The organism is Paenarthrobacter sp. NPDC089988 (genome assembly GCF_044748465.1).
Lineage (GTDB): Bacteria > Actinomycetota > Actinomycetes > Actinomycetales > Micrococcaceae > Arthrobacter.
The window spans coordinates 2502-27209 of sequence record NZ_JBIVGD010000004.1 but is presented as its reverse complement, the minus strand read 5'-3'; the positions used below and the strand labels follow the sequence as shown (position 1 = coordinate 27209).

22 protein-coding genes and 2 rRNA genes (1 of these 24 cut by a window edge) are annotated in these 24708 nt (G+C 63.2%); 19 read left to right on the top strand and 5 right to left on the bottom strand.

The genetic code is table 11. From position 1 onward, the window contains the following. Positions 1–235 precede the first annotated feature (235 nt). The gene (locus tag ACIPV6_RS07035; RefSeq protein WP_400270182.1) at positions 236–727 is read left to right on the top strand and encodes a flavin reductase family protein; all 492 of its coding nucleotides are present in this window, start codon (positions 236–238) and stop codon (positions 725–727) included. Positions 728–730: 3 nt separating this feature from the next. Here ACIPV6_RS07035 and ACIPV6_RS07030 read toward each other — a convergent pair whose 3' ends face one another. Then, complete coding sequence (locus tag ACIPV6_RS07030) at positions 731–1684, bottom strand: hypothetical protein (protein ID WP_400270181.1); 954 nt, start codon at positions 1682–1684, stop codon at positions 731–733. A gap of 187 nt (positions 1685–1871) precedes the next feature. Between ACIPV6_RS07030 and ACIPV6_RS07025 the strand changes: the two genes are divergently transcribed. Continuing rightward, positions 1872–2276, top strand: a complete 405-nt coding sequence (locus ACIPV6_RS07025) for a YchJ family protein (protein ID WP_400270180.1) — start codon at positions 1872–1874, stop codon at positions 2274–2276. A 3-nt stretch (positions 2277–2279) separates the two neighbouring features. On the opposite strand, the gene ACIPV6_RS07020 is transcribed toward ACIPV6_RS07025, so the two are convergent. Both ACIPV6_RS07020 and ACIPV6_RS07015 read right to left on the bottom strand, forming a co-directional pair. Then, positions 2280–4256, bottom strand: a complete 1977-nt coding sequence (locus ACIPV6_RS07020) for an acyl-CoA dehydrogenase family protein (protein ID WP_400270179.1) — start codon at positions 4254–4256, stop codon at positions 2280–2282. Between the two features lie 63 nt (positions 4257–4319). Then, positions 4320–4622 carry a hypothetical protein gene (locus ACIPV6_RS07015; protein ID WP_400270178.1) on the bottom strand — a complete coding sequence of 101 codons (303 nt, stop codon included), beginning with the start codon at positions 4620–4622 and terminating at the stop codon, positions 4320–4322. A 325-nt stretch (positions 4623–4947) separates the two neighbouring features. Between ACIPV6_RS07015 and ACIPV6_RS07010 the strand changes: the two genes are divergently transcribed. The 3 genes from ACIPV6_RS07010 to ACIPV6_RS07000 are packed head-to-tail and all read left to right on the top strand — an operon-like array spanning position 4948 to position 10743. Then, positions 4948–6405, top strand: coding sequence for a DUF3375 family protein (locus tag ACIPV6_RS07010; RefSeq protein ID WP_397326701.1), 1458 nt, complete (start codon positions 4948–4950; stop codon positions 6403–6405). After that, a complete protein-coding gene (locus ACIPV6_RS07005) occupies positions 6398–7291 on the top strand; it encodes a DUF4194 domain-containing protein (protein WP_400270177.1) in 894 nt (297 codons plus the stop codon). Before ACIPV6_RS07010 ends, ACIPV6_RS07005 begins: the two co-directional genes overlap by 8 nt. After that, positions 7288–10743 carry an ATP-binding protein gene (locus tag ACIPV6_RS07000; RefSeq protein WP_400270176.1) on the top strand — a complete coding sequence of 1152 codons (3456 nt, stop codon included), beginning with the start codon at positions 7288–7290 and terminating at the stop codon, positions 10741–10743. Before ACIPV6_RS07005 ends, ACIPV6_RS07000 begins: the two co-directional genes overlap by 4 nt. A gap of 76 nt (positions 10744–10819) precedes the next feature. Here the strand turns inward: ACIPV6_RS07000 and ACIPV6_RS06995 are convergent, their stop codons facing one another. Further along, on the bottom strand, positions 10820–11311 hold the full coding sequence (locus ACIPV6_RS06995; RefSeq protein WP_400270175.1) for an FBP domain-containing protein: 492 nt from the start codon (positions 11309–11311) through the stop codon (positions 10820–10822). Between the two features lie 608 nt (positions 11312–11919). Between ACIPV6_RS06995 and ACIPV6_RS06990 the strand changes: the two genes are divergently transcribed. The 7 genes from ACIPV6_RS06990 (at position 11920) to ACIPV6_RS06960 (ending at position 19051) form a co-directional block, all read left to right on the top strand. Then, the gene (locus ACIPV6_RS06990; protein ID WP_400270174.1) at positions 11920–12996 is read left to right on the top strand and encodes an iron-siderophore ABC transporter substrate-binding protein; all 1077 of its coding nucleotides are present in this window, start codon (positions 11920–11922) and stop codon (positions 12994–12996) included. Between the two features lie 4 nt (positions 12997–13000). Then, positions 13001–14116: a FecCD family ABC transporter permease gene (locus ACIPV6_RS06985; protein ID WP_397326686.1), complete on the top strand. Its 1116-nt coding sequence runs from the start codon at positions 13001–13003 to the stop codon at positions 14114–14116. Positions 14117–14223: 107 nt separating this feature from the next. Further along, positions 14224–15201, top strand: coding sequence for a FecCD family ABC transporter permease (locus tag ACIPV6_RS06980; RefSeq protein WP_400270396.1), 978 nt, complete (start codon positions 14224–14226; stop codon positions 15199–15201). A 1-nt stretch (position 15202) separates the two neighbouring features. Beyond that, entirely contained in the window at positions 15203–16051 is an 849-nt protein-coding gene (locus ACIPV6_RS06975) for an ABC transporter ATP-binding protein (RefSeq protein ID WP_400270173.1), read from the top strand. Then, the gene (locus ACIPV6_RS06970) at positions 16048–17103 is read left to right on the top strand and encodes a siderophore-interacting protein (protein WP_400270172.1); all 1056 of its coding nucleotides are present in this window, start codon (positions 16048–16050) and stop codon (positions 17101–17103) included. Before ACIPV6_RS06975 ends, ACIPV6_RS06970 begins: the two co-directional genes overlap by 4 nt. 305 nt (positions 17104–17408) lie before the next feature. Continuing rightward, entirely contained in the window at positions 17409–18233 is an 825-nt protein-coding gene (locus ACIPV6_RS06965) for an SGNH/GDSL hydrolase family protein (RefSeq protein WP_400270171.1), read from the top strand. Continuing rightward, positions 18230–19051: an SGNH/GDSL hydrolase family protein gene (locus ACIPV6_RS06960; protein ID WP_400270170.1), complete on the top strand. Its 822-nt coding sequence runs from the start codon at positions 18230–18232 to the stop codon at positions 19049–19051. The genes ACIPV6_RS06965 and ACIPV6_RS06960 overlap by 4 nt, the downstream gene beginning before the upstream one ends. On the opposite strand, the gene ACIPV6_RS06955 is transcribed toward ACIPV6_RS06960, so the two are convergent. Beyond that, positions 19027–19314 (bottom strand): YciI family protein, encoded by a 288-nt coding sequence (locus ACIPV6_RS06955; protein ID WP_400270169.1) that lies wholly within the window; start codon positions 19312–19314, stop codon positions 19027–19029. The genes ACIPV6_RS06960 and ACIPV6_RS06955 overlap by 25 nt on opposite strands. A 67-nt stretch (positions 19315–19381) precedes the next feature. On the opposite strand from ACIPV6_RS06955, the gene ACIPV6_RS06950 reads away from it, so the two are divergent. The 7 genes from ACIPV6_RS06950 to ACIPV6_RS06920 form a co-directional block, all read left to right on the top strand. Then, positions 19382–19867, top strand: coding sequence for a MarR family winged helix-turn-helix transcriptional regulator (locus ACIPV6_RS06950; protein WP_400270168.1), 486 nt, complete (start codon positions 19382–19384; stop codon positions 19865–19867). Positions 19868–19909: 42 nt separating this feature from the next. Beyond that, positions 19910–20674 carry an SGNH/GDSL hydrolase family protein gene (locus tag ACIPV6_RS06945; protein ID WP_400270167.1) on the top strand — a complete coding sequence of 255 codons (765 nt, stop codon included), beginning with the start codon at positions 19910–19912 and terminating at the stop codon, positions 20672–20674. A 381-nt stretch (positions 20675–21055) separates the two neighbouring features. After that, entirely contained in the window at positions 21056–21292 is a 237-nt protein-coding gene (gene rpmB / locus ACIPV6_RS06940; protein ID WP_387435675.1) for a 50S ribosomal protein L28, read from the top strand. Next, a complete protein-coding gene (gene rpmG / locus ACIPV6_RS06935) occupies positions 21292–21459 on the top strand; it encodes a 50S ribosomal protein L33 (protein WP_003798558.1) in 168 nt (55 codons plus the stop codon). The genes rpmB and rpmG overlap by 1 nt, the downstream gene beginning before the upstream one ends. 4 nt (positions 21460–21463) lie before the next feature. Beyond that, positions 21464–21769: a 30S ribosomal protein S14 gene (gene rpsN / locus ACIPV6_RS06930; protein WP_400270166.1), complete on the top strand. Its 306-nt coding sequence runs from the start codon at positions 21464–21466 to the stop codon at positions 21767–21769. Positions 21770–22847: 1078 nt separating this feature from the next. After that, positions 22848–24372: ribosomal RNA gene (locus ACIPV6_RS06925) — 16S ribosomal RNA — on the top strand. Between the two features lie 246 nt (positions 24373–24618). Further along, positions 24619–24708: ribosomal RNA gene (locus ACIPV6_RS06920) — 23S ribosomal RNA — on the top strand; its annotated part runs 2501 nt beyond the window's last position; the annotation flags it as partial.

Sequence of the window (24708 nt, the reverse complement as noted above, 5' to 3'; positions counted from 1 at the left end):
CCTGTGGTGGGTCTGGATGTCCCATCGAGGCTACACAGCGGTGCGGTGGGCAGAAACGCAAGCGGTAGAACTTCTTCGTTTTTCGTCTTGGGGAGTAATGGAACGAGCCTTACTTCGCGATATTTCTTGACATTCAGCAATACAAATGACGCGGGAATCAACAAATATGGAGCTTCTGTGGATCGCGTGAATTATGGGAAACGAGTTCAAACGACGCACGAAGGGGACAGCGAAAATGACGCAGACAACATTGGAAGAAACCGCCGCCATCAAGGCTGCCTTTGCGCAGTTCCCGTCCGGCGTGGCTGCGTTCAGTGCGATGGTGGACTTCACACCTGAAGCGTTGGTGGCGTCGTCCTTCACTGTGGGAGTGTCCCTGGAGCCGCCGCTGGTGATGTTCGCCGTGCAGAACTCCTCCACGACTTGGCCCAAGCTGCGGCAGGCGAGCAGGCTTGGGGTCTCGGTTTTGGCGGAGGGGCAGGAAACCGCGGCACTCCAGTTGGCCTCAAAAACCCGTGATCGCTTTGAAGGATTGTCCACCAGCGTCGCCGACTCGGGCGCGGTGCTGATCGACGGCGCTGTTCTCGGGTTCGAGTGCGAAGTTGTTTCGGAGACGCCGGCGGGGGATCACGCGATTGTGGTGCTGGAGGTCAAATCGACCACGGTCAACCACGAATCGAAGCCGCTTATCTACCACGGCGCCGCTTTCAACAGGCTGGCCGCCTAGCAATCAGGAGTTGCGGCTCGCGCCGCTCAACGAACCTTTACGAATGGGGCTCGGAGACTTTCCGTTCTTGGAAGTCTTCGGGCCCGATCCAGTCGCGCCGTTTGTCTTTCCCGCAGATGCGGCTGTCTTGGCGGCTTCGGGCTTTTTCGCGCCGTTTCCCGTGGATGAATCCATCGTGGGATTGGCCGCCGAAGCCGCGCCGGAGTCGGGAGAGGAACCGTTCCCGGTGGATGGCTTGGCGGACGAGCCGGTCTCATCGATGTCCCGGACCGTCACCTTGATGGCCGGCGGCTGATCGGCTTTGGCCCGGGCGGCCGCACGCTCGTCGGCCTCCGCCACGGCGTCTGCCCAGTCCTTGGCCAGGACCGGCGGCTCTTTGGCAGCGGCGATGAGCAAGGGGTGGTGGGAGGTCTGGTTTTCCACCGCATCCTTGACCTGCTCAGGTTTCGGCAGCTTTCTCGGATCGATCGCTGCCTTCCACGCGCCGTCCTTGACGGCCGCGGACGCCTCGGCGATCCGGCGTCGGGCACCTCCCAGGAGGTCGCGCTTCGGCGGGACGGGAGCAGGGGGCGTTTCCACCACGAGCGCCGGTGCCGGCGGCGTCGAAGGCTCCGCCACGGCGGCAGCCGCGACGGCCTCCACCTGGGCGGTGTCCGGATGGGGGCCGGCTGCGAGCTGGTCCAGCGGGGACGCCGCCACGTCGGCGGGAATCACGACGCCGGGACTCACCTCCGCTGGTCCACGTGCCGGACGGCGGGGCAAGCGGACGATCGGAGTGGTCTCCTTCTTGGGGAAAATCCCAACCATGGCAAGGAGGACAATCGACAACAGGCGTCCCACTCCAGCGACAACCAGAGTGATGATGATGACCAACCCGAGTCCAAGGAACATGAGGACAGCCATCCCCAAAGTACCCAGATACGTCAGGTTGATGGCGAGTGTTGTCGGATCCTCCACTTAGCCTCCCCTGGCCGTCGTTTTGTGATGCGCGCGGTGCCCACCCAGCTTGCTCCATCCAGCCTACGGTTCAGCACTGACGGAATCACGCGCGGCTCAGGGGTCTGGCGCGGTTGTTTCGAAGCTGTTATATGGCGTGGGAAAATATGTTGCGCAGCTCTCATTTACAGCCTCGGAAAGGGATATTTTGCCGACTGATCCCAGCCGCCTCCGCGACGGCGCTTGCCCCTGCTTGTCCGGCGAGCAGTATGACGTTTGCTGTGGCCGTTTCCACCGCGGCGACGCCGACGCCCCAACAGCAGAGCAGCTCATGCGCTCCCGGTACTCGGCGTTCGTTGTCTTGGATTCCGGCTACCTGCTGCGCACCTGGCACGCCTCCACTCGCCCGGGATCCCTGGAGCTGGATCCGGACATGCAATGGCGTCGCCTGGACATCCTGGGCACCGCCGCCGGAGGTCCGATGGACACACAGGGAACGGTTGAGTTTGCTGCCCACTACAGGCACGACGGCGAACGCGGAGTCCAGCGCGAACACAGCCGTTTTGTCAGGGAAGACAAGCGTTGGTACTACCTGGACGGCGACGTCCTTTAGTCTCTACCGCCCCGGCTGCCGATACTTCCGGTGCAGGTTCTCCTTGGCGGACTCATGCGGCGACGCATCCGCGATCCACGGCCCTGTTCCCTCGGACTGGTCCAGCACGCCGGCCTCAAGCCAGGTGTAGTCACCGGCGAGGACTTTGCGCGAGAGCCCGTGGTCGGCGTCGTCCGTGTTGCGCCAGAGTTGGTCGAAGTACTCGTCCACCCGCACCCGTGCCTGTTCGCAGTAGGCCTCGGCCAGCTCGAAGGCGGCGGCGCCCTGTTCCGGGTGCGTCCGCAGCACGTTCTCGGCCCGCGAGCAGCACGCTGCCATGGCAAAGAGTTCGGCCCCGATGTCAACAATCCGGCCAAGGAACGCCTGCTTGTGCTCGAGTTTGGCCTGCCAGCGTCCCATGCCGTAGAACGTTTGCCGGGCCAGGCGGCGCGAGGACCGTTCCACGAACCGGAGCTGCTTGGCGAGCCTGCCGAATTCGGCGTAGGACCGCGGATCCATCCCGGCGCCAGCCACAAGCTTGGGGAGCCAGCGCGCGTAGAAACCTGAAGCTCCGACGGCGGCCCGCGCCTTGTCCTGCAGGCTCGCATCCGCTGAGGCGAGGTCGCCGGCAGCGGCAAGGTGCGCGTCAACGGCTTCTCGGGCGATCAGGAGCTTCATGATCTCGCTGGATCCCTCGAAGATCCGGTTAATGCGGAGGTCGCGGAGGAGCTGTTCCGCCCCGACTGCCCGCTCGCCGCGCGCCTCGAGGGAGTCCGCCGTTTCGAATCCCCGGCCACCACGGATCTGGACAAGTTCGTCGGCGATTCTGCAACTCAGCTCTGTGGACCAGAGCTTGGCCAAGGCTGCCTCGATGCGGATGTCCCGCGCACCTGCGTCGGCCATCTCCGCGGACAACTCGAAGACCGCTTCCAAGGCGAACGTGGTGGCCGCGATGAAGGCAATCTTCTTGCCCACTGCCTCGTGCTGGCCAACGGGACGGCCCCATTGCGTGCGGGCGTTGGACCATTCGCGGGCGATCTTGAGGCTCCACTTGCCGGCGGCAACGCACAACCCCGGAATGGAGAGGCGTCCCGTATTCAGCGTGGTGAGGGCAATCTTCAGGCCTTGGCCTTCGCGGCCCAAACGGTTGGCAGCCGGCACACGTACCTGGTGGAAGCGGGTCACGCCGTTCTCGATTCCACGCAGGCCCATGAACATATTCCGGTTCTCAACCGTGATGCCGGGAGAGTCCATCTCCACAATGAAAGCGGAGATTCCTCCCTTGTGAGTGGTGCCGTTCGCGTCGGTGTGGGCCGGGACCCGTGCCATGACCACCACGAGTTCGGCGATCACGCCGTTGGTGGTCCAAAGTTTCACGCCGTCCACAACGTATGAACCGCCGTCGTCCGCCAGTACGGCAGTGGCGCCCATCCGCGCGGGGTCGCTGCCGACGTCGGGCTCTGTCAGGAGGAACGCTGTGATGGCGCCGGCGGCGCAGCGTGGCAGGTACTCCTGCTTTTGCTGGTCGGTGCCGAAGACCTTCACGGGCTCGGGGACGCCGATGGATTGATGGGCCGAGATCAGGGCGCCGAGGCTCGGGTGGACTGAGCCGACCAGGGCCAGGGCGCGGCCGTAGTACACCAAGGACAAGCCGAGGCCGCCGTATTCGCGGGGGATCTTCATGCCGAAGACGCCCAGCTCGGCGAGTCCTGCCAGATAGTCGTCGGGGATCTTGGCGTCACGTTCGATTACCCGGCCGGACATGGTCCTGCAGAACGCCTCCAGCTTGGCCATGAACTCCTCGCCGCGCTCAACATCCTCCGCTTTGGCCTGTGGCCAGGGGTGGATCAGGTCCAGGTCGAAGCTGCCCAAATAGAGGCCCTTGGCGAAGCTGGGGCGGTTCCATTCGGTTTCGCGCGCGGCTTCGGCGACGGCGCGGGCTTCTTCGGCGGTGGCGTTGACGCTTGCTGCGGAGAGACTGTTGTCAGTGGCGGACGTCATGGGATAACTCCTCTAGCCGGTTGTGCCGGATGGAGCCAGGGTCCGCCTCGGGTGGGGAACCCTTCAGCTATCCCTCAATGCTACCCGCGGGTAGCTTCCCGTACCAGTGGAGACCTGCGGCTGGAACTCCACCGGGATCTCCACCTGTCCGGCGTGGTGGACCAGGCTGTCCCAGGCGAAGTTGATGCCGTGGACCAGGCCTCCGAGCACGCTCTTGACCACGAACCAAGCGAAGCTCAGGATGCCGATGAACACTATTGCGGCCATGGCTGCTGCCGCGATGAACGCGACCAGGAGTGCAGCGAAGCCAAGCGTTCCGATAAAGACGTACGTTCCGGTTTCAAGCGCAGTAAAGTCGAAGTTCATAGTGCCCCCCTATGCGACAGTGCGTGGGTAGACGCGGCGTTGCCGGCGTCGATGATCTGACCATAGGGGCGTCGGCCGTTTGCGGCCAGCAGGGAAACGCGGTTGATACGGGATCGAAACCATACCCTGCGGTAGGTCACGGAAAGGGCACGACGGCGGCGCTCGCCTGCGTGGGCGGCGCACCCAACTGGGTCGCAGTTCGCGTCGTTCCCAGCGCTGGGAACGACGCGAACTGCGACTTACTTGGGTGCGGACACTCTGCGTTAACCTTGTACGGGGCAGTTTTCGCTGCCTGTCAGGTTTCGCAGCAGCTGAAGGAGAGTAGTTGTCCCGTTCAGCCATGTCCTCCGCCGACGCCATCAGTGCCCGGCTTCGCGACCTCGAACAGCTGACCAAGGGACCTGCCTGGGCACTGACCCGCTCGGCGCCCTGGGTGATCGCCGTTCTCCAGGCATCCTTCACCCGCACCCGGCCGCAGCTTCCGCTCGAAGAGTTCCATGCCGACGTCGACGCTTTCCTTGAGCAGCTCCGCCGCCAGGACCCGGCGCTGGGCGGCCAGCAAAACGGCAAGTCGTTCGGCGACGAGTGGACCCGCAAACAATTCCTGACGCGCCGTAACCAGTCCGGCCAGATCGTCTATGAAGTCACCGAAGCCGCGGCCCGCGTGCTCGCGTTCCTCGACAGCCTCTCCAGCGAACGCTCCACCCTCAACGGTTCCCGCCTGGGTACCTTGCTCGGCGACGTCGAAAAGCTCGCCAACGAGACCAACCCGGACCAAAGCGCACGCTTGGAAGCCCTCGAAGAAGAAATCCAGGAGCGCCAACAGCTGGTGGAGGACATCAGCTCGGGCGAGTTCGATGGCCTCCTTGATGACGACGAAGCCGTAGAAGCAGCCGGCAACATCCTGGACCTCGCGGCCAGCTTGCCCGCCGACTACAAGAAAATGCGTGACCGCATCGAAGAGCTGGTGGGCGAACTGCGGAACCAGATCATCGAGGAGTCCCTCAGCAAAGGGGCCACGATGGCCCAGGTACTGGAAGCGGACAAGCGGCTCCGGCAAAGCCCGGAAGGCCGTACGTTCCGTTCCTTCACGGCGTTCCTAGAGGATCCGCAGCAGCAGTTGCGCTTCCGCTCGGCCATCGGCGAGGTGCTGAGCCGGCAATTCGCCGACGACCTCTCGCACGAAGACCGCGAGACGCTGAAGAACCTCGTGGCCGAGCTTCGCACGCAGCACAGCCAGATCCAGCGGATCTACGGCAAACTTTCTGAGAGCCTTAACACGTACATCCAGAGCGACGACGTCCGTCAATCCGTGAGTCTGCGGAAGGTCCTCGCCGAGGCCGAGCATGCCATCAGATCGCTTCCCTACGAACGCGACCGGCCCGGCTTGGTTCCCGGGCCCGTCCTGTACAACGCGGGGTTCGAATCGCTCGCCATGGTCAAGCTCTTCGACCCGGACGAGTTCGCCACTCCGCCGCGCCTGGCCGACCCCATCGCCTTCAGCGACTCGGACCGCGTGAAGTCCGCCCGCACCGGAAAGGCGCGGCCCGCCGTCGTGCGTGCCGCCATGGCTGGTTCGGCCACCATCGGCGAGGCATGGGAGAACCTGCCACCCGAAGAACGGCACATCAATACCGTCCGTTCCCTCCTGTCCATGGCCTTACAGTCAGGTGCGGCCTTTGACCGGGCCACGTGGGAACACATCGACTTCGAACAAATCGACGGCAGCATCCGCACGGCGTACCTGCCGGTCGTCTCGCTGAATGAGGATTCTGATGACTGAGGAAATCACGACGACGGACGCCACCTTTGAGGAGGACGTCACCGACGAGGCTGCTTCCACTGGCTCGGTTCCCGTTGAACACGCCGCGGACCCGTTCCGGATCACCCCCCGCGACACTTTCGTGGATGGGGCCGCTCTGTTCCCCGGAGATACCGGCGTCCTGCCAATGAAGGTCCGGCACGCCCTGGTTAAGCTCCTCAAGGGCCCCTACATCGATGGCGGCCGGGACGAGAAACTGTGGACCACCCTCCTGGACAACCAGTTGATCCTCCGCAGCCGCCTCTCGGAGCTGTTCCTCACCCTGCAACTGGACCACGACCGCAAGATCGCAGTCCTGCGCCCGGTTGATCCCGAGATCATCGGAGCCAGTTCGCGTTCGAGCATCCTGCGGCAGCAAAGGGCACTCAGCCGCGTGGAAACGATTGTCTTGCTGCGCTTGCGCCTTCTCCTGGACCGCCACGTGACAGCCCAGACAGACCCTAGCATCACCCGCGAAGAGATCTCGGACCTCGTGGGAAACTACACCCCCGCCGGCCAGCAGGACGCGTTGCGCGACTCGGACGTGGTCACGCGCACCATCACCAAACTCCTGGCCCGCCAACTCCTCCTCCCCACCCCACTCGACGACACCTACACCATCAGCAATGCCCTCCCACTGGCCCTCCCGTTCGAAAACATCGGAGACATCCCGGCCCACATCGAGTCCTTGGTAGCCGTAGCAGCCGACGAATCAGGGACGGAGCCGCTGCTGGACCTGGACCCCGATTCAAACCAAACCAGCCCTTCAGATGACGACCTGGACGACGACACGGACAGCGACGGGCCCTCCACGGTGAGTACCGCCGCGGACTCAGCCACCTCAGAAGGCAAAGGAGCAGCCAAGTGACCATCGCAAGCATGCTCCCCCTAGGCGAACTCACCAACCCCGGCCAGATGCGCCTCGCACTCGTCCAGGTGGTCAATTGGGGCACCTTCCATGGCGCCCACACCATGCACGTGGACCGCAACGGCACTCTGCTCACCGGCAACTCCGGTGTTGGCAAGTCGACGCTGTTTGACGCGATGCTTCGCGTTTTCGACGCCCGTCCGCGTTCCAACGAGGCCGCTGCCCAGCGCTCGGGCGGTGCTGTGGAGGACAAGAGAACCACGTTTACCTACATGCGCGGCAAAGTTGGTGATAAGGCCGTGGGGGACGGCTCGGCCAGTGCCTTCCAGCGCCCGGGTGCCACGTGGTCCGCCGTCGCGCTGACGTTCGACAACGCTGCCGGCACCAAAGTGACGGTCTCTGCGTTGTTCGACCTGCCCAAGAACGGCACGGAGTCCAGCGTTGGTCGCTTCTATGTGATCGACAGCAAGCCCCTGGACCTCGAGGCCATTGAAGGGATCGCCCAGAAGCGCTTTACCAAGGGTGCGTTGGAGTCGATCTTCCCCGACGGACAGGTGTTCGACGTCCACAAGGCCTTCGCGGAGAGGTTCCGCAGACTGCTGGGAATCAACTCGGACCAGGCCCTTCCACTGCTTCGCGTGATCCAGGCAGGCAAGGGTTTGGGCGGCAGCGTGAATACGTTCTTCCGGGACCAGGTCCTTGATGCGCCGGCCACCTTGGCCGCGGCCGACGATGTGGTGGAAGAGTTCAGCAACCTGATGTCCATCCGCCAGCGCCTGGAGGACGTCCGCCAGCAGCGCGACCAGTTGGCGCCGGTTCCCGGGTTGAACAAGTACTATGCCCAGGCCCTTCTGGACGCGAACCGGTTTCGCGAGCTCGCCGGTGAGGAATTCGCCGCGTACAAGCAGCAGCTCGCGGTGACAGTGCACGCCAAGACGCTGGCCCGGTTCAAGGAGTTGGCCCAGTCGAAGGCCCAGGAACTTGCGGCCGAGCGGACCGTGCGGGACGCGTTGGCCAAAGAACTGCGTGAGCTTGAGTCGGATTACAACAACCGCGGTGGCAACGCGATCTCGGCCATTGAGCAGTCGTTGGAGAATGCGCGGGTGGGTCTCAAGCTCCGCCAGCAGGTGGAGGAATCCGCAAAGAAGGCGTTGAGCGATGCCGGCCTGGACCTGGAATGGTCGGAGGAGGGCTGGGACCAGGCGCACGAGCAGGCCGCAGCCCGATCGGCTGCTTTGCAGGATGATTCGGAATCACTGAAGGAACTCCGCTTCGAGGCCTTCGATGCGCACGCCACCAAGAAGCGGGAACTGGCCGCGGCCGGGCAGGAGCTCCTGTCGCTGCGGTCGCGCAAGTCCCTCCTGCCGCCTTCGAGCATTGAAAACCGGGCCGCGATCGCGGCGGCCACCGGGGTGCCGGAGGATCGGATGCCCTTCGGTGGCGAGCTGATGGACCTGGCTGAGGGGCAGGAACAGTGGCGCCCGGCGGCCGAGCGAGCACTGCGCAACCTCGCCACCACGCTCCTGGTGCCGGGTGAGCACTTCGCGGCCGTCACACGGTACCTCAACGACAACACCGTCCGCGGCGCCCTGCGCGCCGTTGATGTGTCCAAGCCACTGGCCGGCGGCGCGCTGGCTGTGGAGGACGTGTCAGACGGCGACCTCTTGACCAAGTTGAGCATCCTCACCTCAGGCGCCAACGCGGACGCGGGGGAATGGATCCGTGAGCGGATTGCGATCGACTTCGCGTACCCGTGCGTGGAGGATCCCGATGAACTGGCCTCCCTCGACAAGGGCTTGAGCCTCGGTGGTGTGGTCAAGCGCAACAGGCACACTGTGGAGAAGGACGACCGCTTCACCAGCCGGCAGGACTACGTGCTCGGCTTCGACAACGCCTCCAAGCTGGAACTCGTTGCCGCCCGCGCGGGCGAGCTGGAAAATGAACTGGCCAAGGCCGCCGAACTTGCCCAGAGCCGCGAGGATTCGCACCAGGGAATGGCCCGCCAACTGGAAGCCCTCCGCCGTGTGGCCGAGGATGAACGTCCGTGGGAACAGGTTTCCGCGGCTGTTGCCTCAGACGAGCTGGCACGGATCGAGCAGCGACTTGCCGATGCCCTCGCTGCCCAGGCCGACCTTGAACCCTTGCGCGCCAACATCGAGGCCGTGCGGGAGAAACACCAGTCCTCCACAGGTTCTGCCGCTGTGCTCCAGAGCGAGTACAAAGCGCTCGACCATCAGATGACCACGGCTGACGGCCTGCTGGACGCGGCGAGGTTGAAGCTCGAGCAGGCACCGCCGTCGGGCTCCACCGTTGCGGCACTTGAGCCGTACTTCGCCGGCGCCGCGGACGTTTCCGAACTCCATGAGCTGGACAACCTCGCCAACGCCGTCCGCAACACACTGCTCGACGAGCTGCACGCTGCCGAGTCGCGGGGGCAAGCCACGGCCGAACGCCTGACGCGCATCTTCGAAGCGTTCGTGCGCGACTGGGGGAGCGCCATCAGCGCCGACCACGGCACGTCGATCGGTGCCGCCGGGGACTTCGAGTCCCGGTACCACGCGATCGTGAACGACGGCTTGCCCGCCCAGGAAGCCGAGTTCCGCCTGTTCTTCAACCAGCGGACGCACGAGTCCTTCAGCACGCTGTTGCACCTCCTCGATGAGGAACGCCGCACCATTACCAGCCGTATCCTGCCCCTGAACGGGATCCTGTCCGACGTGAACTTCCACGAGGGCAGCTATCTGGAACTGGACATCAAACAGACGCTGCCGGCCACGGCAAAGCAGTTCAAGGATGCCATCCAGAACGCTTTGAAGGCCAAGCACACCCGGCCGTCCCGCAATGCTGCGGCCGCAACGGAAACCGACGAGGATGCCGAGCTCACAGCACGCTACAAGTCGCTCGAAACCCTGGTGAAGCGGCTTGGTTCACAGACACCCGAGGACCGGCGCTGGCGTGCGGAGGTGCTGGATGTCCGCGGGCACCTGTTCATCCAGTGCAAGGAACACCGCGAAGTCCCGGCCAAGACCGGCAAGTCGGGCAAGCCGAAGACCGAGGTCTTCATGCACGCCGACACCGGGTCCATGTCCGGTGGCGAACGTCAACGGTTTACAGCCTTCATCATGGCCGCGGCATTGAGCTACCAGCTGGGCATCGCCGAGCAAGGCTTCACCACCTACGGAACGGTGATGATGGATGAGGCCTTCGTGCTTGCTTCCGAGGAGTTTGCCGGCGCAGGCATCAAGGCGCTCCACGAGTTCGGCTTCCAGTTGCTGCTGGCGGCGCCCGAGAACGTGATCGATCTTTCGCGGCACCTTGGCTCGGTGACGGAGATCCTCCGCGACAAGCGCACCAACCGCTCGGGTGTGCTCACCGCTCCGGTCATTTCGGGCACGGGTGAGCCGGGGGCATGGCGTTCGGAAGCAAACCCCGTGGATATCGTGCTCCGCTGAGCCTGCGCACCCAACTAACTGGCAGTAGCGGTTGTTATGAGCCGTCATAGCAACCACTACTGCCAGCTACATTGGCTTACCCGCGGACCCGCTCCAGGAACTGGGCAGTCCGGAATTCCAGCCCGGCGATCTGCTTGAGAACGACGGCGGCCGGGTCGGGGTTGATCTCGTTGACCGGCGGTTCCTTGCGCACGTTGGCGCTGCAACCGAACTCGGCGCAGATCAACGTGCCCACGGTGTTCCCGTCCTTGCCGGATTGCCCGGCCTTCTTGGCGACCCACAAGTAGACGTCTGCTTTGGAGAACACGTCCCGGCACAGCTCGCAGAGCACGGCACGCTTTTTGCCGGAGCCACCTTCGGGTGCCCGGAGCATGACGCCTGTGAGCTTGCCGTTGGCCGGCAGGACAAGGTACCCGCGTTGGGGCATTTTCTCGTCCCGCCAGCCCAGGAACTCCAAGGACTCCCACTCGATTGAGTCGAAGTGCCGGGGGAGATTGAGTTTGGCTGCCTCGGAACGGCTGGCATTGATGAAGGACGATCGGATTTGTTGCGCAGTGATTTTCTGCATGGCGAAGCTTTCTTTCGGAAATTGACGACGTCGGCAGCGCGCCTTGCGCTGCGTCATGGCACGGGAGGCGTCGGTCACCGAAGGACACCGAGGCACGTCAATGAGCCCAGAGGTTGGGCTGGTTTTCGGTGCTCTTGGTGCTAGCTGGAGAATGCCGACGCGTGGGGGTGTGCCAAGCAGGCCGATACGGCCACCTCGCAACCCATGGCGGCGGCAACTGACTCAGTGCGCACGCTCATCCCCTCGTCGATTTCCTATGGAAGCGGTAGTCCGCTGCCGCTATCCTCCCAAATTCCGTGGGGGACTGTCCACTAAGAGAGGGTCGGTGGGAAGGGGGCGTTTGGTGCGAGAGGGTTCGCCGGAAGGGGGTGTTGGGTGAGAGAGGGTCGGTGGGAAGGGCGTGTTGGGTGAGAGAGGGACGGTGGGAAGGGGGTGTTGGGTGAGAGAGGGCCGGTGGAAAAGGGCGGTTTGGTGAGAGAGGGTGCGAATTGGGGCGCGCTGAACGGTATTTTGGCGTCATGAGGGGATTAGGCGACGCAAACGTTTCGTAATTACCGAGAGGCTAGGCTAGCCTTACTTAGGTTCGCATCACTTACTTAAGGAGTCCCGTGGCTTCCCTTCTCCCACGCCGCGCCCTGCTGAAGACCGCAGGTTCTGCGACGGTCGCAATCGCCGCCGTCGCCCTTACCCTCACTGGCTGCTCCACTGGACCCGCCACCTCCACTCCGGCAACGTCCGAAGCCACCTCCGCAGCGACGTTCCCCGTCACCATTAAGAACGTCTTCGGTGAAACCACCATCAAGGAACAGCCCAAGCGCGTAGTTACCGTCTCGTGGGTCAATGACGACATCGCGATCGCCCTGGGCGTTGTCCCGGTTGGTGTTCCGAAGAACGAGTGGGGCAACAACGACAAGGGCTCCACCCCTTGGAAGGACGCCGCCCTCGAGAAGCTCGGTGCCGGCTTCGGCACCGACAAGGCCCCGGTCCAGTTCTCCGAGGCTGACGGCATCAACTTCACCGAGATCGCCAAGCTCAGCCCGGACGTCATCCTGGCCGCCTACTCGGGCCTGGAAGAAGCCGACTACAAGAAGCTCAGCGAAATCGCCCCCGTCGTGGCCCAGCCGGAGCTCGCCTACGGTACCCCGTGGCAGGAAAGCACCACCCTGATCGGAAAGGCCCTGGGCAAGGAAGCCGAAGCCAAAAAGCTGATCGAGGACACTGAGTCCACCATCAAGGACAAGGTTTCCAAGTACCCGCAGATCAAGGACAAGACCTTCATCTACGGCAACCTCGAGCCCGCCAAGGGTGACGGCGTCAACGTCTACACCGCGATCGACAACCGCCCGCGTTTCCTCTCCGAAATCGGCATGAAGCAGGCACCTGTGGTCACCGAGAACACCAAGACCAACAAGGACTTCTTCATCCCGTGGTCCGCTGAGAAGGCCAACGAGCTTGCCTCTGACGTCTTTGTTACCTGGGTACCGGATGCCACCACCGCAGAGGCCATCAAGACCGACCCGCTGCTGAGCCAGATTCCGGCCATCAAGTCCGGCGCGCTGGTTGCCGACTCCGACAACACGCTGACCCTGTCCATCTCCGCCTCGTCGCCGCTGAGCCTGCCGTGGGCTTTGGACACGTTCCTGCCTCAGCTTGGTGCCGCCGCCGACAAGGTCGCGGCCAAGTAAAGCAATGAAACTGAGTACGACGACGGCGGCTACCGCGGGGCGGGTTGGTGGCACTTCGGTGCCGGGTAACCAGCGAGGCATCGCCCCAGGCAGCGACACGGCCGGAAGGGGAACCCGGCCGCGAAGCGCAGGCAAGCGGACCGCTTGGCTGTTGGTCGCCGTCGTCGTACTCGCAGCTGCGTGTGCCGCATCGTTGGCGATCGGCGCGCGCGGGCTTCCCCTTTCCACCATCTGGGAAGCCATCACGCACTTCAACCCGGCCGACGGTGACCATGCGGTGGTCATCGCGCGCATTCCGCGCACCGTGCTGGGCCTGCTGGCCGGAGCCGCCCTTGGCTTGGCCGGCGCGGCCATGCAGGGCGTGGCCCGCAACCCGTTGGCCGATCCCGGCATCCTTGGCCTCAACGCCGGTGCTGCCTTGGCCGTCGTGGTGGGCATCTATGTTTTCGGTATTGGCTCGCTGACCGGCTACATCTGGTTCGCCTTTATCGGCGCCGCAGCGGCCGCCGTCGTGGTTTATGCCATTGCCTCCCGCGGACGTGATGGTGCGACGCCGGTCAAGCTCGCCCTGGCGGGCGCCGCGCTGAGCGCTGGATTGTTCTCCCTGATGAACGTCATCCTCGTTTCCAGCCAGGACACCCTGGACCGCTTCCGTTTCTGGCAAGTGGGGAGCATCGGTGGACGTGACTGGTCCGTCCTCCTGCCCGCCCTGCCGTTCCTGGTGATTGGCGCCCTGATCGTGGTGGGCGGCGGCCGCGTACTCAACAGCCTTGCTCTCGGCGACGACATTGCCCGCGGCCTCGGCCAGAATGTTGCACTGTCCCGCGGCATCATCGGCCTGGGCATCGTGCTCCTCTGCGGATCCGCTACCGCACTGGCGGGTCCCATCGGCTTCCTCGGCCTGGTCATTCCGCATGCCGTCCGCCTGCTGACGGGCCCGGACTACCGCTGGATCCTGCCCTTCTCCATGGTTTCCGCACCCATCCTGCTGATCGTGGCGGACGTGATCGGCCGCGTCATTCTCCTCCCTGGCGAAGTTCCCGCGGGCATCATGACGGCGCTCGTCGGCGCTCCCGTGTTCGTCTGGCTCATCCGCCGCGGAAAGGGGGCCGGACTGTGACCACCCTCAAATCCACGGCCGAGCCGGCAATCAGCGGCAATCCGCATCAATCGCCATCCCGCCGCTTGTTCAGCCCCACGATCTTCCTGGCGCTGGCCCTCCTCATCATGTTCGCGGTGTACGTCCTTTTGGGCAGCTACACCGTGACCATCCCGGATTTTGTCAAGATCGTCTTCAACCACCTGACCGGGGGCGAGAAGATCCCTGGTGCCACCTTCATCGTCATGGAACACAAGCTTCCCCGTGCCATGGTGGGGACGCTGATCGGCGTTGCCTTCGGCCTTGCCGGTGCCCTCTTCCAGACCATGCTCCGCAACCCGCTGGCCAGCCCGGACATCATCGGCATCAGCTACGGAGCCAGCGCCGCAGCAGTCACTGCAATCGTGGTCTTCGGCGCTTCCGGCGCCGTAATCTCCGGTGCGGCCCTGGGCGGGGCACTCGGCGTCGCGGCCATCATCTATGCCATCTCCCGAAAGACCGGCTCCGGGGCAGGCAGCCGCGGCAACGCTGCCGGAAACCGCCTCATCCTCGCAGGCGTGGGAATCGCCGCAGCCCTCCACGCCGTCGTGAACTTCCTCATGACCCGGGCGGATATCCGGACCGCTGCCGATGCTTTGGTCTGGCTCAACGGTTCGCTGAATTCTGCCAACTGGGAACGCACGGGCGTCCTGACCGTTGCGCTTCTGATCCTCGTGCCGGCAGTCATCGCCCTCGCGGGACCGCTGCGCATGCTCGAACTCGGCGACGACGCTGCTGCTGGATTGGGCATCAAGGTCAACGCCGCCCGGCTGGGACTCGTGCTGACCGCCGTCGGGCTGGCCGCCGTCGCAACCGCAGCAGCGGGCCCGGTGGCGTTCGTCGCCTTCCTGGCGGGACCGATTGCCCGCCGCATCGTCCGCAAACCGAGCCTCCCGGCGTCGGCCCTTACCGGTGCGCTGATTGTGCTTGCCGCCGACTTCTTTGCCTCCAACCTCGCTCCGGTTATTCTCGACGGAACCGTCCTTCCGGTCGGCGTCGTTACCGGTGCCCTCGGTGCGCCCTTCCTTCTGTGGCTCCTGCTCACGTCGAACCGAAAGGAGGCCTGACATGGCCATCCTTAATGCCAAGGACCTGACGCTCCAGTACGAGCAGCGGAAGGTGGTGGAAGGCCTCACCACGGAGATTCCCGAGGGCAAGGTGACCATGATCGTGGGTGCCAACGCCTGCGGCAAGTCCACCCTGCTCCGCGGATTGTCCCGGCTCCTGAAGCCCGCGGGCGGTGCGGTGACACTGGATGGCAAGGACATCCATTCGCGTCCTGCCCGGGAACTTGCCCGGACCCTCGGCTTGCTCCCGCAGCACCCCACCGCGCCCGACGGCATCACCGTGCGGGACCTGGTGGGCCGCGGACGGTACCCGCACCAAGGCTTCTTCCGCAGTTGGAGCGCCACGGACGACGCCGCCGTGCAGCGCGCGCTCGAAGCCACCGCAACGCTGGAACTCGCTGAGCGGAGCGTCGACGAACTGTCCGGCGGGCAGCGCCAACGCGTGTGGATCGCGATGGCTTTGGCGCAAGAGACCGAGGTGCTGCTGCTCGATGAGCCCACAACGTATTTGGACCTCGCGCACCAGGTTGAGGTCCTGGACCTGGTCACGGACCTGAACCGCAGCCGCGGCACCACAGTTGCGATCGTGCTCCACGACCTCAACCTCGCCGCGCGTTACGCGGACCATGTGATCGCCATGAAGGGCGGCTGCATCGTGGCCGAAGGTCTGGCCCCCGCGGTGGTCACCGAGGAACTGGTCCACACCGTTTTCGGCCTGGAATCCCGGGTGGTTCCGGATCCGATCTCCGGGACGCCGCTGATCGTTCCGATCGGACGTCACCACGCCCAAGCCCCGACACGTACTGAACACCACGCCCGTCACGCCAACGAACTGGAGATCGCCTCATGAGTGCACAACCCACCCGGGCCAAAGCGAGCGCCGCAGTGGAACCGATGACCCTGGCCTTCGACGTCACCGTCACCGCGGTCCAGGAACTGAGCCCCAACTTCCGCCGCATCACCTTTGGCGGCTACTCCCTCCGCGATTTCGGCGTGGCAGGGGACACCCTTGACTTGCGCGTGAAACTCATGATTCCGTCCCTGGACGAGGACGGCAGCATCATCCCGCTCCCCGAGTTCAAGATGGAGGAGGCAGGCTGGTACCAGGAGTGGCTCGCCATGGACCCCGCCGTCCGTGGCTCCATGCGTACCTACACCGTCCGGTCCGAGCGCCTCGACGCCGTGTACCCGGAGATCGACATCGACTTCGTCATGCACTTCGACGATTCCGGTCACGGTGGACCCGCCGCCAACTGGGCAGTTGCAGCCAAGCCGGGCGACGCGCTGACCATTATCGGACCCAACAACCGCGCAGCCCAGTGCACCACCGCCGGTGCGTACGGTGGCATCGAATGGCGTCCGGGCTTGGCCCAGCGCGTGCTCCTCGCGGGTGACGAAACCGCTGTTCCGGCCATCAGCGCCATCCTCGAAAGCCTTCCCGCGGACATGACGGGCCACGCTTTCCTTGAAGTCCCCTCGGCGGCGGATTTCCAGGACATCAGCACGGCGGCCGACATTGAAATCACGTGGCTTGCCCGTGGCGCCGCGATTGGACGCTCCCGCCCGCACGGTGAACTCCTCAAGGAAGCCGTGGCCAAGGCGGTCCCCGTTCCGGGTTGGGTAGGCCTGAAGGGTGCGGACGCAGCGGCCGGTCCAGAACCGGAAGACGTCAACGTGGACCAGGACATCCTGTGGGAGACCCCGCAGCGCATGGACGCCGCAGCCATCGAAGCCACCAAGAACCCCACCCTTCCCGCCGGTGCCTTGCCGTTCTACGCCTGGATCGCCGGCGAAGCGTTCGTCATCAAGGAAATGCGCCGCTACCTGGTGCGCGACGTCGGCATCGACCGGAAGCAGGTTGCCTTCATGGGGTACTGGCGCCAAGGCAAAGCGGAGGGCTAAGTACCTGGCGCTTCGGGTGGGCCGGTTGGCTGCGGCTGGGTCCGCCCCCGCGGCGGCCCCTTCCAACGCTCTCTCACCGAATGGCCCCTTTTTCGCAACGCTCTCTCACCAAATGGCCCCTTTTTCGCAACGCTCTCTCGGTCAGTGATCGAGCGTTTGGGTAATTGGGGTGTTCGGTGATCGAGCGTTGGCGTTTAAGGGGCGATCGGTGAGAGAGCGTTGGGGTTTAAGGGGTGTTCGGTGAGAGAGCGTTGGTTCATGTGGGGTTGGCCGGGGCTTAACCGCGGGGCGGTAGCGTCGGCGGCGTGGTTGTTGGGGCTGGGGAGAACGTACGACGGCGGTATGTCGCCTTGGGGGACTCGTTCACCGAGGGCGTTGGCGACCCGAGCGCCGTGCTGCCCAACGGCGTGCGCGGCTGGGCGGACCGGGTGGCTGAAAAGCTGGCCAAGGCTGAGCGGGGCTGGGAGTACGCCAACCTCGCCGTGCGCAGCAAGCGTCTCCGACAGATCATCGATGAACAGCTTGAACCGGCGCTGGCCATGGAACCCACTCTCATCACCCTTTACGCCGGGGGCAACGACATCCTGGATTTCGGCACGGACATGGAAGCCCTGCTGAACGATTACGAACTCTTCGTCGCCAGGCTTGCCGGGACCGGTGCCACCCTGGTGCTCTTTACCGGCTACGACGTCAAAGTGTCCGCGGTCCTGGAACCGTTCAAGAAGCGCAACACCCAGTACAACCAGCGCGTCCGCGATGTCGCGGAGAAATACGGTGCGGTGCTGGTGGACTATTGGTGCTTCGACGCCTACCACGATCCCCGAATGTGGGCAGCGGACCGGCTGCACATGTCCAAAGCCGGTCACAAGTACCTGGCGGCCCGGGTCCTGGACCAGTTGAACGTACCTCATAAGATCTCGCCCAAGGAATGGGATCCGCCCACCCGGATGAGCCTGCGCGAGTGGGAGCGCAAGCAACGCCGCTGGGTCAATGACTGGGTGCTGCCGCTGTTCGGACGCAAGCTGCGTGGCGTCACGCTGGGGGATTCACTGAGCCCGCGCTGGCCGGAGCCCGTCAAAGTTCCGCGGAAAGGCGGCCTGAAGAAGCTCATGGAGGAAGCCAGGAAATGAAACAGCCTGTACGGTTCGTGGCCCTGGGCGATTCCTTCACGGAGGGAGTTGGGGACAACGATCTCCGGTTGCCCAACAACTGCCGCGGTTGGGCTGACAGGGTGGCTGAAGAACTCGCACGGCACGATCCGGCCACGCGGTACTCCAACCTGGCCATTCGAGGCCGCCGTCTCCGGCGGATCATCGATGAACAGATTGAACCGGCCCTGGCCATGGAGCCAACACTGGTCACGTTCTACGCCGGCGGCAACGATCTCCTGATGGCCCGCCTGAACCTGGCCCGGCTCATGCAGGACTACGAGCAGGCAGTCAGACGCATCAAGGCCAGTGGCGCCACGGTGGTGCTTTTCACCGGGTACAACGTGCCTCTCTCACCATTGCTGGAACCGTTGAAGCTCCGCACGGCCATCTACAACAGGCACATCCGCCGCATCGCCGCCGCGTACGGGACACTTCTGGTGGACTATTGGTGCTTCGAGAAGTTCCAGGATCCGCGCATGTGGTCTCCCGACCGCTTGCACATGTCCCGGCCCGGCCATTGCTACATGGCCAAGAAAGTGCTGGAAGTCCTCGGTGCGCCGCACAACCTGACGTCGCCGGCTTTCGCACCGCCGCGGTCGCGTACGGTGACAGAGAATATCGCCGACGACGTTGCGTGGCTTAAGCGCGACGTCGGCCCCTGGCTTTCGCGCAGGGTCCGTGGAGTTTCCAGCGGCGACCGCTTGGGCGCGCGATGGCCGGAACTCATGCCAGTGGTGCTCCCGGAGAAACTGGGTACGGCGAAAGCGAGGCCTCAGGAATCCAGCAGGTTCTCGTAGCCGTCGGCGACGCTGGTAGCCGTGAACTCGATGATTTCGAAGTCGGCCACACCGTTGCTGTAGAAGGGATCCTTGGACAGTGACGCATCCAAGGTGAGCCTGTCCGCATTGGAGAGCAGGACTCCGCCAATGGCCGGAACGCGACGTCCGGACGCAAGGAAGACACCGGCGTCGAACGCGTCCTTAAGCCAGGCCATGTGGCCCGGCCGGTGGAAGTCAACGATTTCGTCGGGAACTTTGTAGGTCAGGGAGACTACGAACATGTGGAAAGCCTACCGTTTGGCTGCCCACGGAGACCGGGGAAACAGGGGATTCTCCTAAGATGGACCCATGACTGAACCCCGCTGGCTGAACGCTGACGAACGCCGTGCCTGGTTGGCCTTGCTGAGCATTAACACCTTGCTTCCCGCAGCACTGGATACGCAGCTTCAATCGGCCGGGAAACTGTCACTTTTCGACTACAACGTACTGGCGATGCTCTCCGAAACCGAGGGACGCTTCCTGCCGATGAGCGAGCTGGCGGCCCGCACCAGCGCATCCCTTTCACGCTTGTCGCACGTAGTCACCAAACTCCAGAAACGTGGATGGGTGGAGCGGCAAGCACACCCCCGCGATGCCCGCGTCACCGTAGCCCACCTGACCGAGGCAGGCATGAACACCATTGTGTCGCTCGCGCCGGGCCACGTGGAGTCGGTGCGGACGCTCATGATGGACTCCCTCACCAGGGAAGACGTTGCGGATTTGGCCCGCATCGGCGAGAAGATCGTGGCGCGGCTGGACAACAACCACTGGATCCTCCGGGACGCGCAGGCCTGAGGAACTTTGTAGGCCACAGCGCGCGGGTGGCAGACTGGCGGCATGGAATTTTCTGCGCGCTATGTTGCCTTGGGGGATTCGTTCACCGAGGGTGTCGGCGATGCCGACGCTACCCGCCCCAATGGAGTCCGCGGTTGGGCTGACATCGTGGCCGGGCAACTGGCACGTAGCAACGAGGGCTTCGGCTACGCCAATCTGGCCATCCGCGGCAGGAAACTGCGGCAGATCATGGCCGAGCAGGTGGACGCCGCCGTCGAACTCAAACCCACGCTGGTGACCCTGTACGCGGGCGCGAACGACATTCTGCGGCCCAAGATCGACATCGACTCGCTGCTGCAGGATTACGACGCCGGCATCGCCAAGTTAAGCGCGACGGGCGCCACCGTAGTCCTCTTCACCGGTTTCGATGCCCGGGGTTCCAAAGTGTTCAGCACCATGCGTGGCCGGACGGCAATCTACAACGAACTGGTGCGCGAAATCGCCGAGCACCACGGGGCGTTGCTTGTGGACTACTGGCGCTTCGACGAATACGACGATTGGCGCATGTGGGACACCGATCGCATGCACATGTCCACGGCCGGGCACCTCAACATGGCCAAGCGCGTGCTGGAGGTCTTGGAACACGAACACGTGATCGAGATTCCGGAAATGGCACCGGAGCGTCTCCTGAGCCGCTCCGAAGCTGTGCGGGAAAACGCCAAGTGGGTGCGGGAATTTGCCGTTCCCTGGGTGGTCCGCCGGGTGCGGGGCACGTCCTCCGGGGATGGACTGAACCCCAAGTTTCCAGAGCTGGTCCGGCCGCTGTAGCCGTCCTGGGCGGCGCTGCGGAACCCGGCCGTGGCCATCAGTGTGTTTTCTTTGCGGATTCCTGATTGGTCTTAATTTGGCCGTACCCGTAGAATAGTTAGGCGCTAGGTAGTGCGGAGCGTGTGCAATTGCTCCGGTTGGCGGCAAATGCTGGTTTTGAACCAGCATTCCGTGGGCCGGTAGTTAGGGGCTCAAGTTGCGTGCATCCCTGTATCCGCCCAGTATCCCAGGATCTGCTGCAGTGGTTTTCACTGCCCTGTCCTGAAACCTTCTCCCGCCGCGTCATTGCGGATGGATGTGGACTGGACGCGGACGCTGCCTGTCGCACGGTATTGCAGGAAGATCCTGCACGCCGTTACATCAAAACTTTGGAGGAGAGTCATGGCAGCACACTGCCAAGTGACCGGAGCCGAGCCGGGCTTTGGACACAGCATTTCGCACTCGCACCGCCGCAACAAGCGCCGGTTCGATCCCAACATCCAGAAGAAGCGTTACTGGGTTCCGTCCCTGCGCCGCAACGTCACCCTGACGCTGTCGGCCAAGGGCATCAAGGTAATTGACGCACGAGGCATCGACGCGGTCGTCGCCGAGATCCTGGCACGAGGAGTGAAGCTCTAATGGCAAAGGACAAGGACGTACGTCCCATCATCAAGCTCAAGTCCACTGCGGGCACGGGCTACACCTACGTTACGCGCAAGAACCGTCGTAACGACCCGGACCGCCTGGTCCTGAAGAAGTACGACCCCAAGATTCGCCAGCACGTCGAATTCCGAGAGGAGCGCTAAACACATGGCTAAGAAGTCCAATATTGCTCGCAACGAGCAGCGCAAGGTCATCGTAGAGCGCTACGCGGCCAAGCGCCTCGAGCTGAAGAAGACCCTGGTTGACCCCAACGCGTCTGACGAAGCCCGCGAAGCTGCACGCCTCGGCCTGCAGAAGCTGCCCCGCAACGCCTCCCCGATCCGTCTGCGTAACCGCGACCAGATCGACGGCCGTCCCCGCGGCACCTTCCAGAAGTTCGGTATCTCCCGCGTTCGCTTCCGCGACATGGCTCACAAGGGTGAGCTGCCGGGTATCACCAAGTCTTCCTGGTAAGCACCAAGCTCTGAAAGGGCCGGTAACCGTTTGGTTGCCGGCCCTTTCGGCATTAACGGGCGTTGCGTGCCTGTCCCACCGCCGCCTTCCCTTCCGGATGCTCTCTCACCGAACCGCCCTTTGGGGCGGATGCTCTCTCACGGAACCGCCCTTCCCTTCCGGATGCTCTCTCACCGAATCGCCGTTTGGGGCGGATGCTCTCTCACGGAATCGCCCTTTGGACCGTACGCTCTCTCACCGAATCGCCGTTTGGGCCGGATGCTCTCTCACGGAATCGCCGTTTGGGGCGGATGCTCTCTCACCGAACCCCCCTTCCCCCGGATGCTCTCGCAGTTGGTGGCCGGTGTGGGGGTCCGCTTTTCAGGTTCCGGGGTCGTGGGCGGGTTCGACGGCGGGTGGTTGGGTTTGGGTGCCTGGACGCCTTTGGTTGGTGGGTGGTTGGGTTTGGGTGCCTGGACGCCTTTGGTTGGTGGGTGGTTGGGTTTGGGTGCCTGGACGCCTTTGGTTGGTGGGTGGTGGGTTGTGATGGGGTTCACGTGGGTTTGTTTTGGTGGTTTGGGGGTGGTGTGGGGGGGTGGTGGTCTGGTTTGTGGTGTGTTTTCGGGGTTTTTGGGTGGTGTTGGGGTGGATTTGTGTGGGGGCTGGTGGGCGTGTAATGTTTTCTGAGTCGCCGCGAGGGAGACAGCGTGAAGCTGGGTACCGCGGGTGGCCAACCCCCTTTGATGACAGCCTGGAAAATGGTGTGCTTTTGAGTGTGCCGTTGGTGGGTGGGGTCCGGTAATCGGTTCGGAAATCAGTGTGATGCTGGTTTGCGAAGTGCTGGTTGATCGGGTAAGTTTGAAAAGTTGCTCCGGAGCGATCCAGTCGTTTGGTTGGTGGTGCCGGTTAGTGTCTGTTGTTTGAGAACTCAATAGTGTGCCAAGTTTGTTGATACCGATTGTTTTATTGATTGGTTGAATTTTTTTGCCAAGTCATTGCGCACCCCCGTGTGTGGTGGTTTGGTTTTCAGCTGGTTTCAGATTTGCAGCTGCTTTTGCCGTGATTTCCGGTGGGGGTGGTTGTGTTTCGTTTTTTGTTTTGAACGGAGAGTTTGATCCTGGCTCAGGATGAACGCTGGCGGCGTGCTTAACACATGCAAGTCGAACGATGAACTGGTGCTTGCACCGGGGATTAGTGGCGAACGGGTGAGTAACACGTGAGTAACCTGCCCTTGACTCTGGGATAAGCCTGGGAAACTGGGTCTAATACCGGATATGACTTCTCATCGCATGGTGGGGGGTGGAAAGCTTTTGTGGTTTTGGATGGACTCGCGGCCTATCAGCTTGTTGGTGGGGTAATGGCCTACCAAGGCGACGACGGGTAGCCGGCCTGAGAGGGTGACCGGCCACACTGGGACTGAGACACGGCCCAGACTCCTACGGGAGGCAGCAGTGGGGAATATTGCACAATGGGCGCAAGCCTGATGCAGCGACGCCGCGTGAGGGATGACGGCCTTCGGGTTGTAAACCTCTTTCAGTAGGGAAGAAGCCCTTCGGGGTGACGGTACTTGCAGAAGAAGCGCCGGCTAACTACGTGCCAGCAGCCGCGGTAATACGTAGGGCGCAAGCGTTATCCGGAATTATTGGGCGTAAAGAGCTCGTAGGCGGTTTGTCGCGTCTGCTGTGAAAGACCGGGGCTCAACTCCGGTTCTGCAGTGGGTACGGGCAGACTAGAGTGCAGTAGGGGAGACTGGAATTCCTGGTGTAGCGGTGAAATGCGCAGATATCAGGAGGAACACCGATGGCGAAGGCAGGTCTCTGGGCTGTAACTGACGCTGAGGAGCGAAAGCATGGGGAGCGAACAGGATTAGATACCCTGGTAGTCCATGCCGTAAACGTTGGGCACTAGGTGTGGGGGACATTCCACGTTTTCCGCGCCGTAGCTAACGCATTAAGTGCCCCGCCTGGGGAGTACGGCCGCAAGGCTAAAACTCAAAGGAATTGACGGGGGCCCGCACAAGCGGCGGAGCATGCGGATTAATTCGATGCAACGCGAAGAACCTTACCAAGGCTTGACATGAACCGGAAAGACCTGGAGACAGGTGCCCCGCTTGCGGCCGGTTTACAGGTGGTGCATGGTTGTCGTCAGCTCGTGTCGTGAGATGTTGGGTTAAGTCCCGCAACGAGCGCAACCCTCGTTCTATGTTGCCAGCGGTTCGGCCGGGGACTCATAGGAGACTGCCGGGGTCAACTCGGAGGAAGGTGGGGACGACGTCAAATCATCATGCCCCTTATGTCTTGGGCTTCACGCATGCTACAATGGCCGGTACAAAGGGTTGCGATACTGTGAGGTGGAGCTAATCCCAAAAAGCCGGTCTCAGTTCGGATTGGGGTCTGCAACTCGACCCCATGAAGTCGGAGTCGCTAGTAATCGCAGATCAGCAACGCTGCGGTGAATACGTTCCCGGGCCTTGTACACACCGCCCGTCAAGTCACGAAAGTTGGTAACACCCGAAGCCGGTGGCCTAACCCTTGTGGGGGGAGCCGTCGAAGGTGGGACCGGCGATTGGGACTAAGTCGTAACAAGGTAGCCGTACCGGAAGGTGCGGCTGGATCACCTCCTTTCTAAGGAGCTGCTAACAACCGTTCCTGGTTTCCGTGCATGCGGGGCTGGTGGTTGTCAGTGTTGCCCATTGCGCAGGCGTCTGTTCTGCGGTGGGTGCTCATGGGTGGAATATCAACGAATCAAATGTTTTTTGGCATGGCTTCTGGGCTGGTGTCCTGGTGCGAGTACGGCGATTGCTGTCCCCCTTTTTTGTGGTGGGTGGTGGTTGTGGGGAAAGTGTTGGGGTGTTGGTTGTGGGGGTTGTGTTTGGTGCACTGTTGGGTCCTGAGGCAACAGGACCTTCTGCAGCTTCGGGCTGGGGACACGGTTTTGGTGTTTCTTGTTTTCCTGCGACC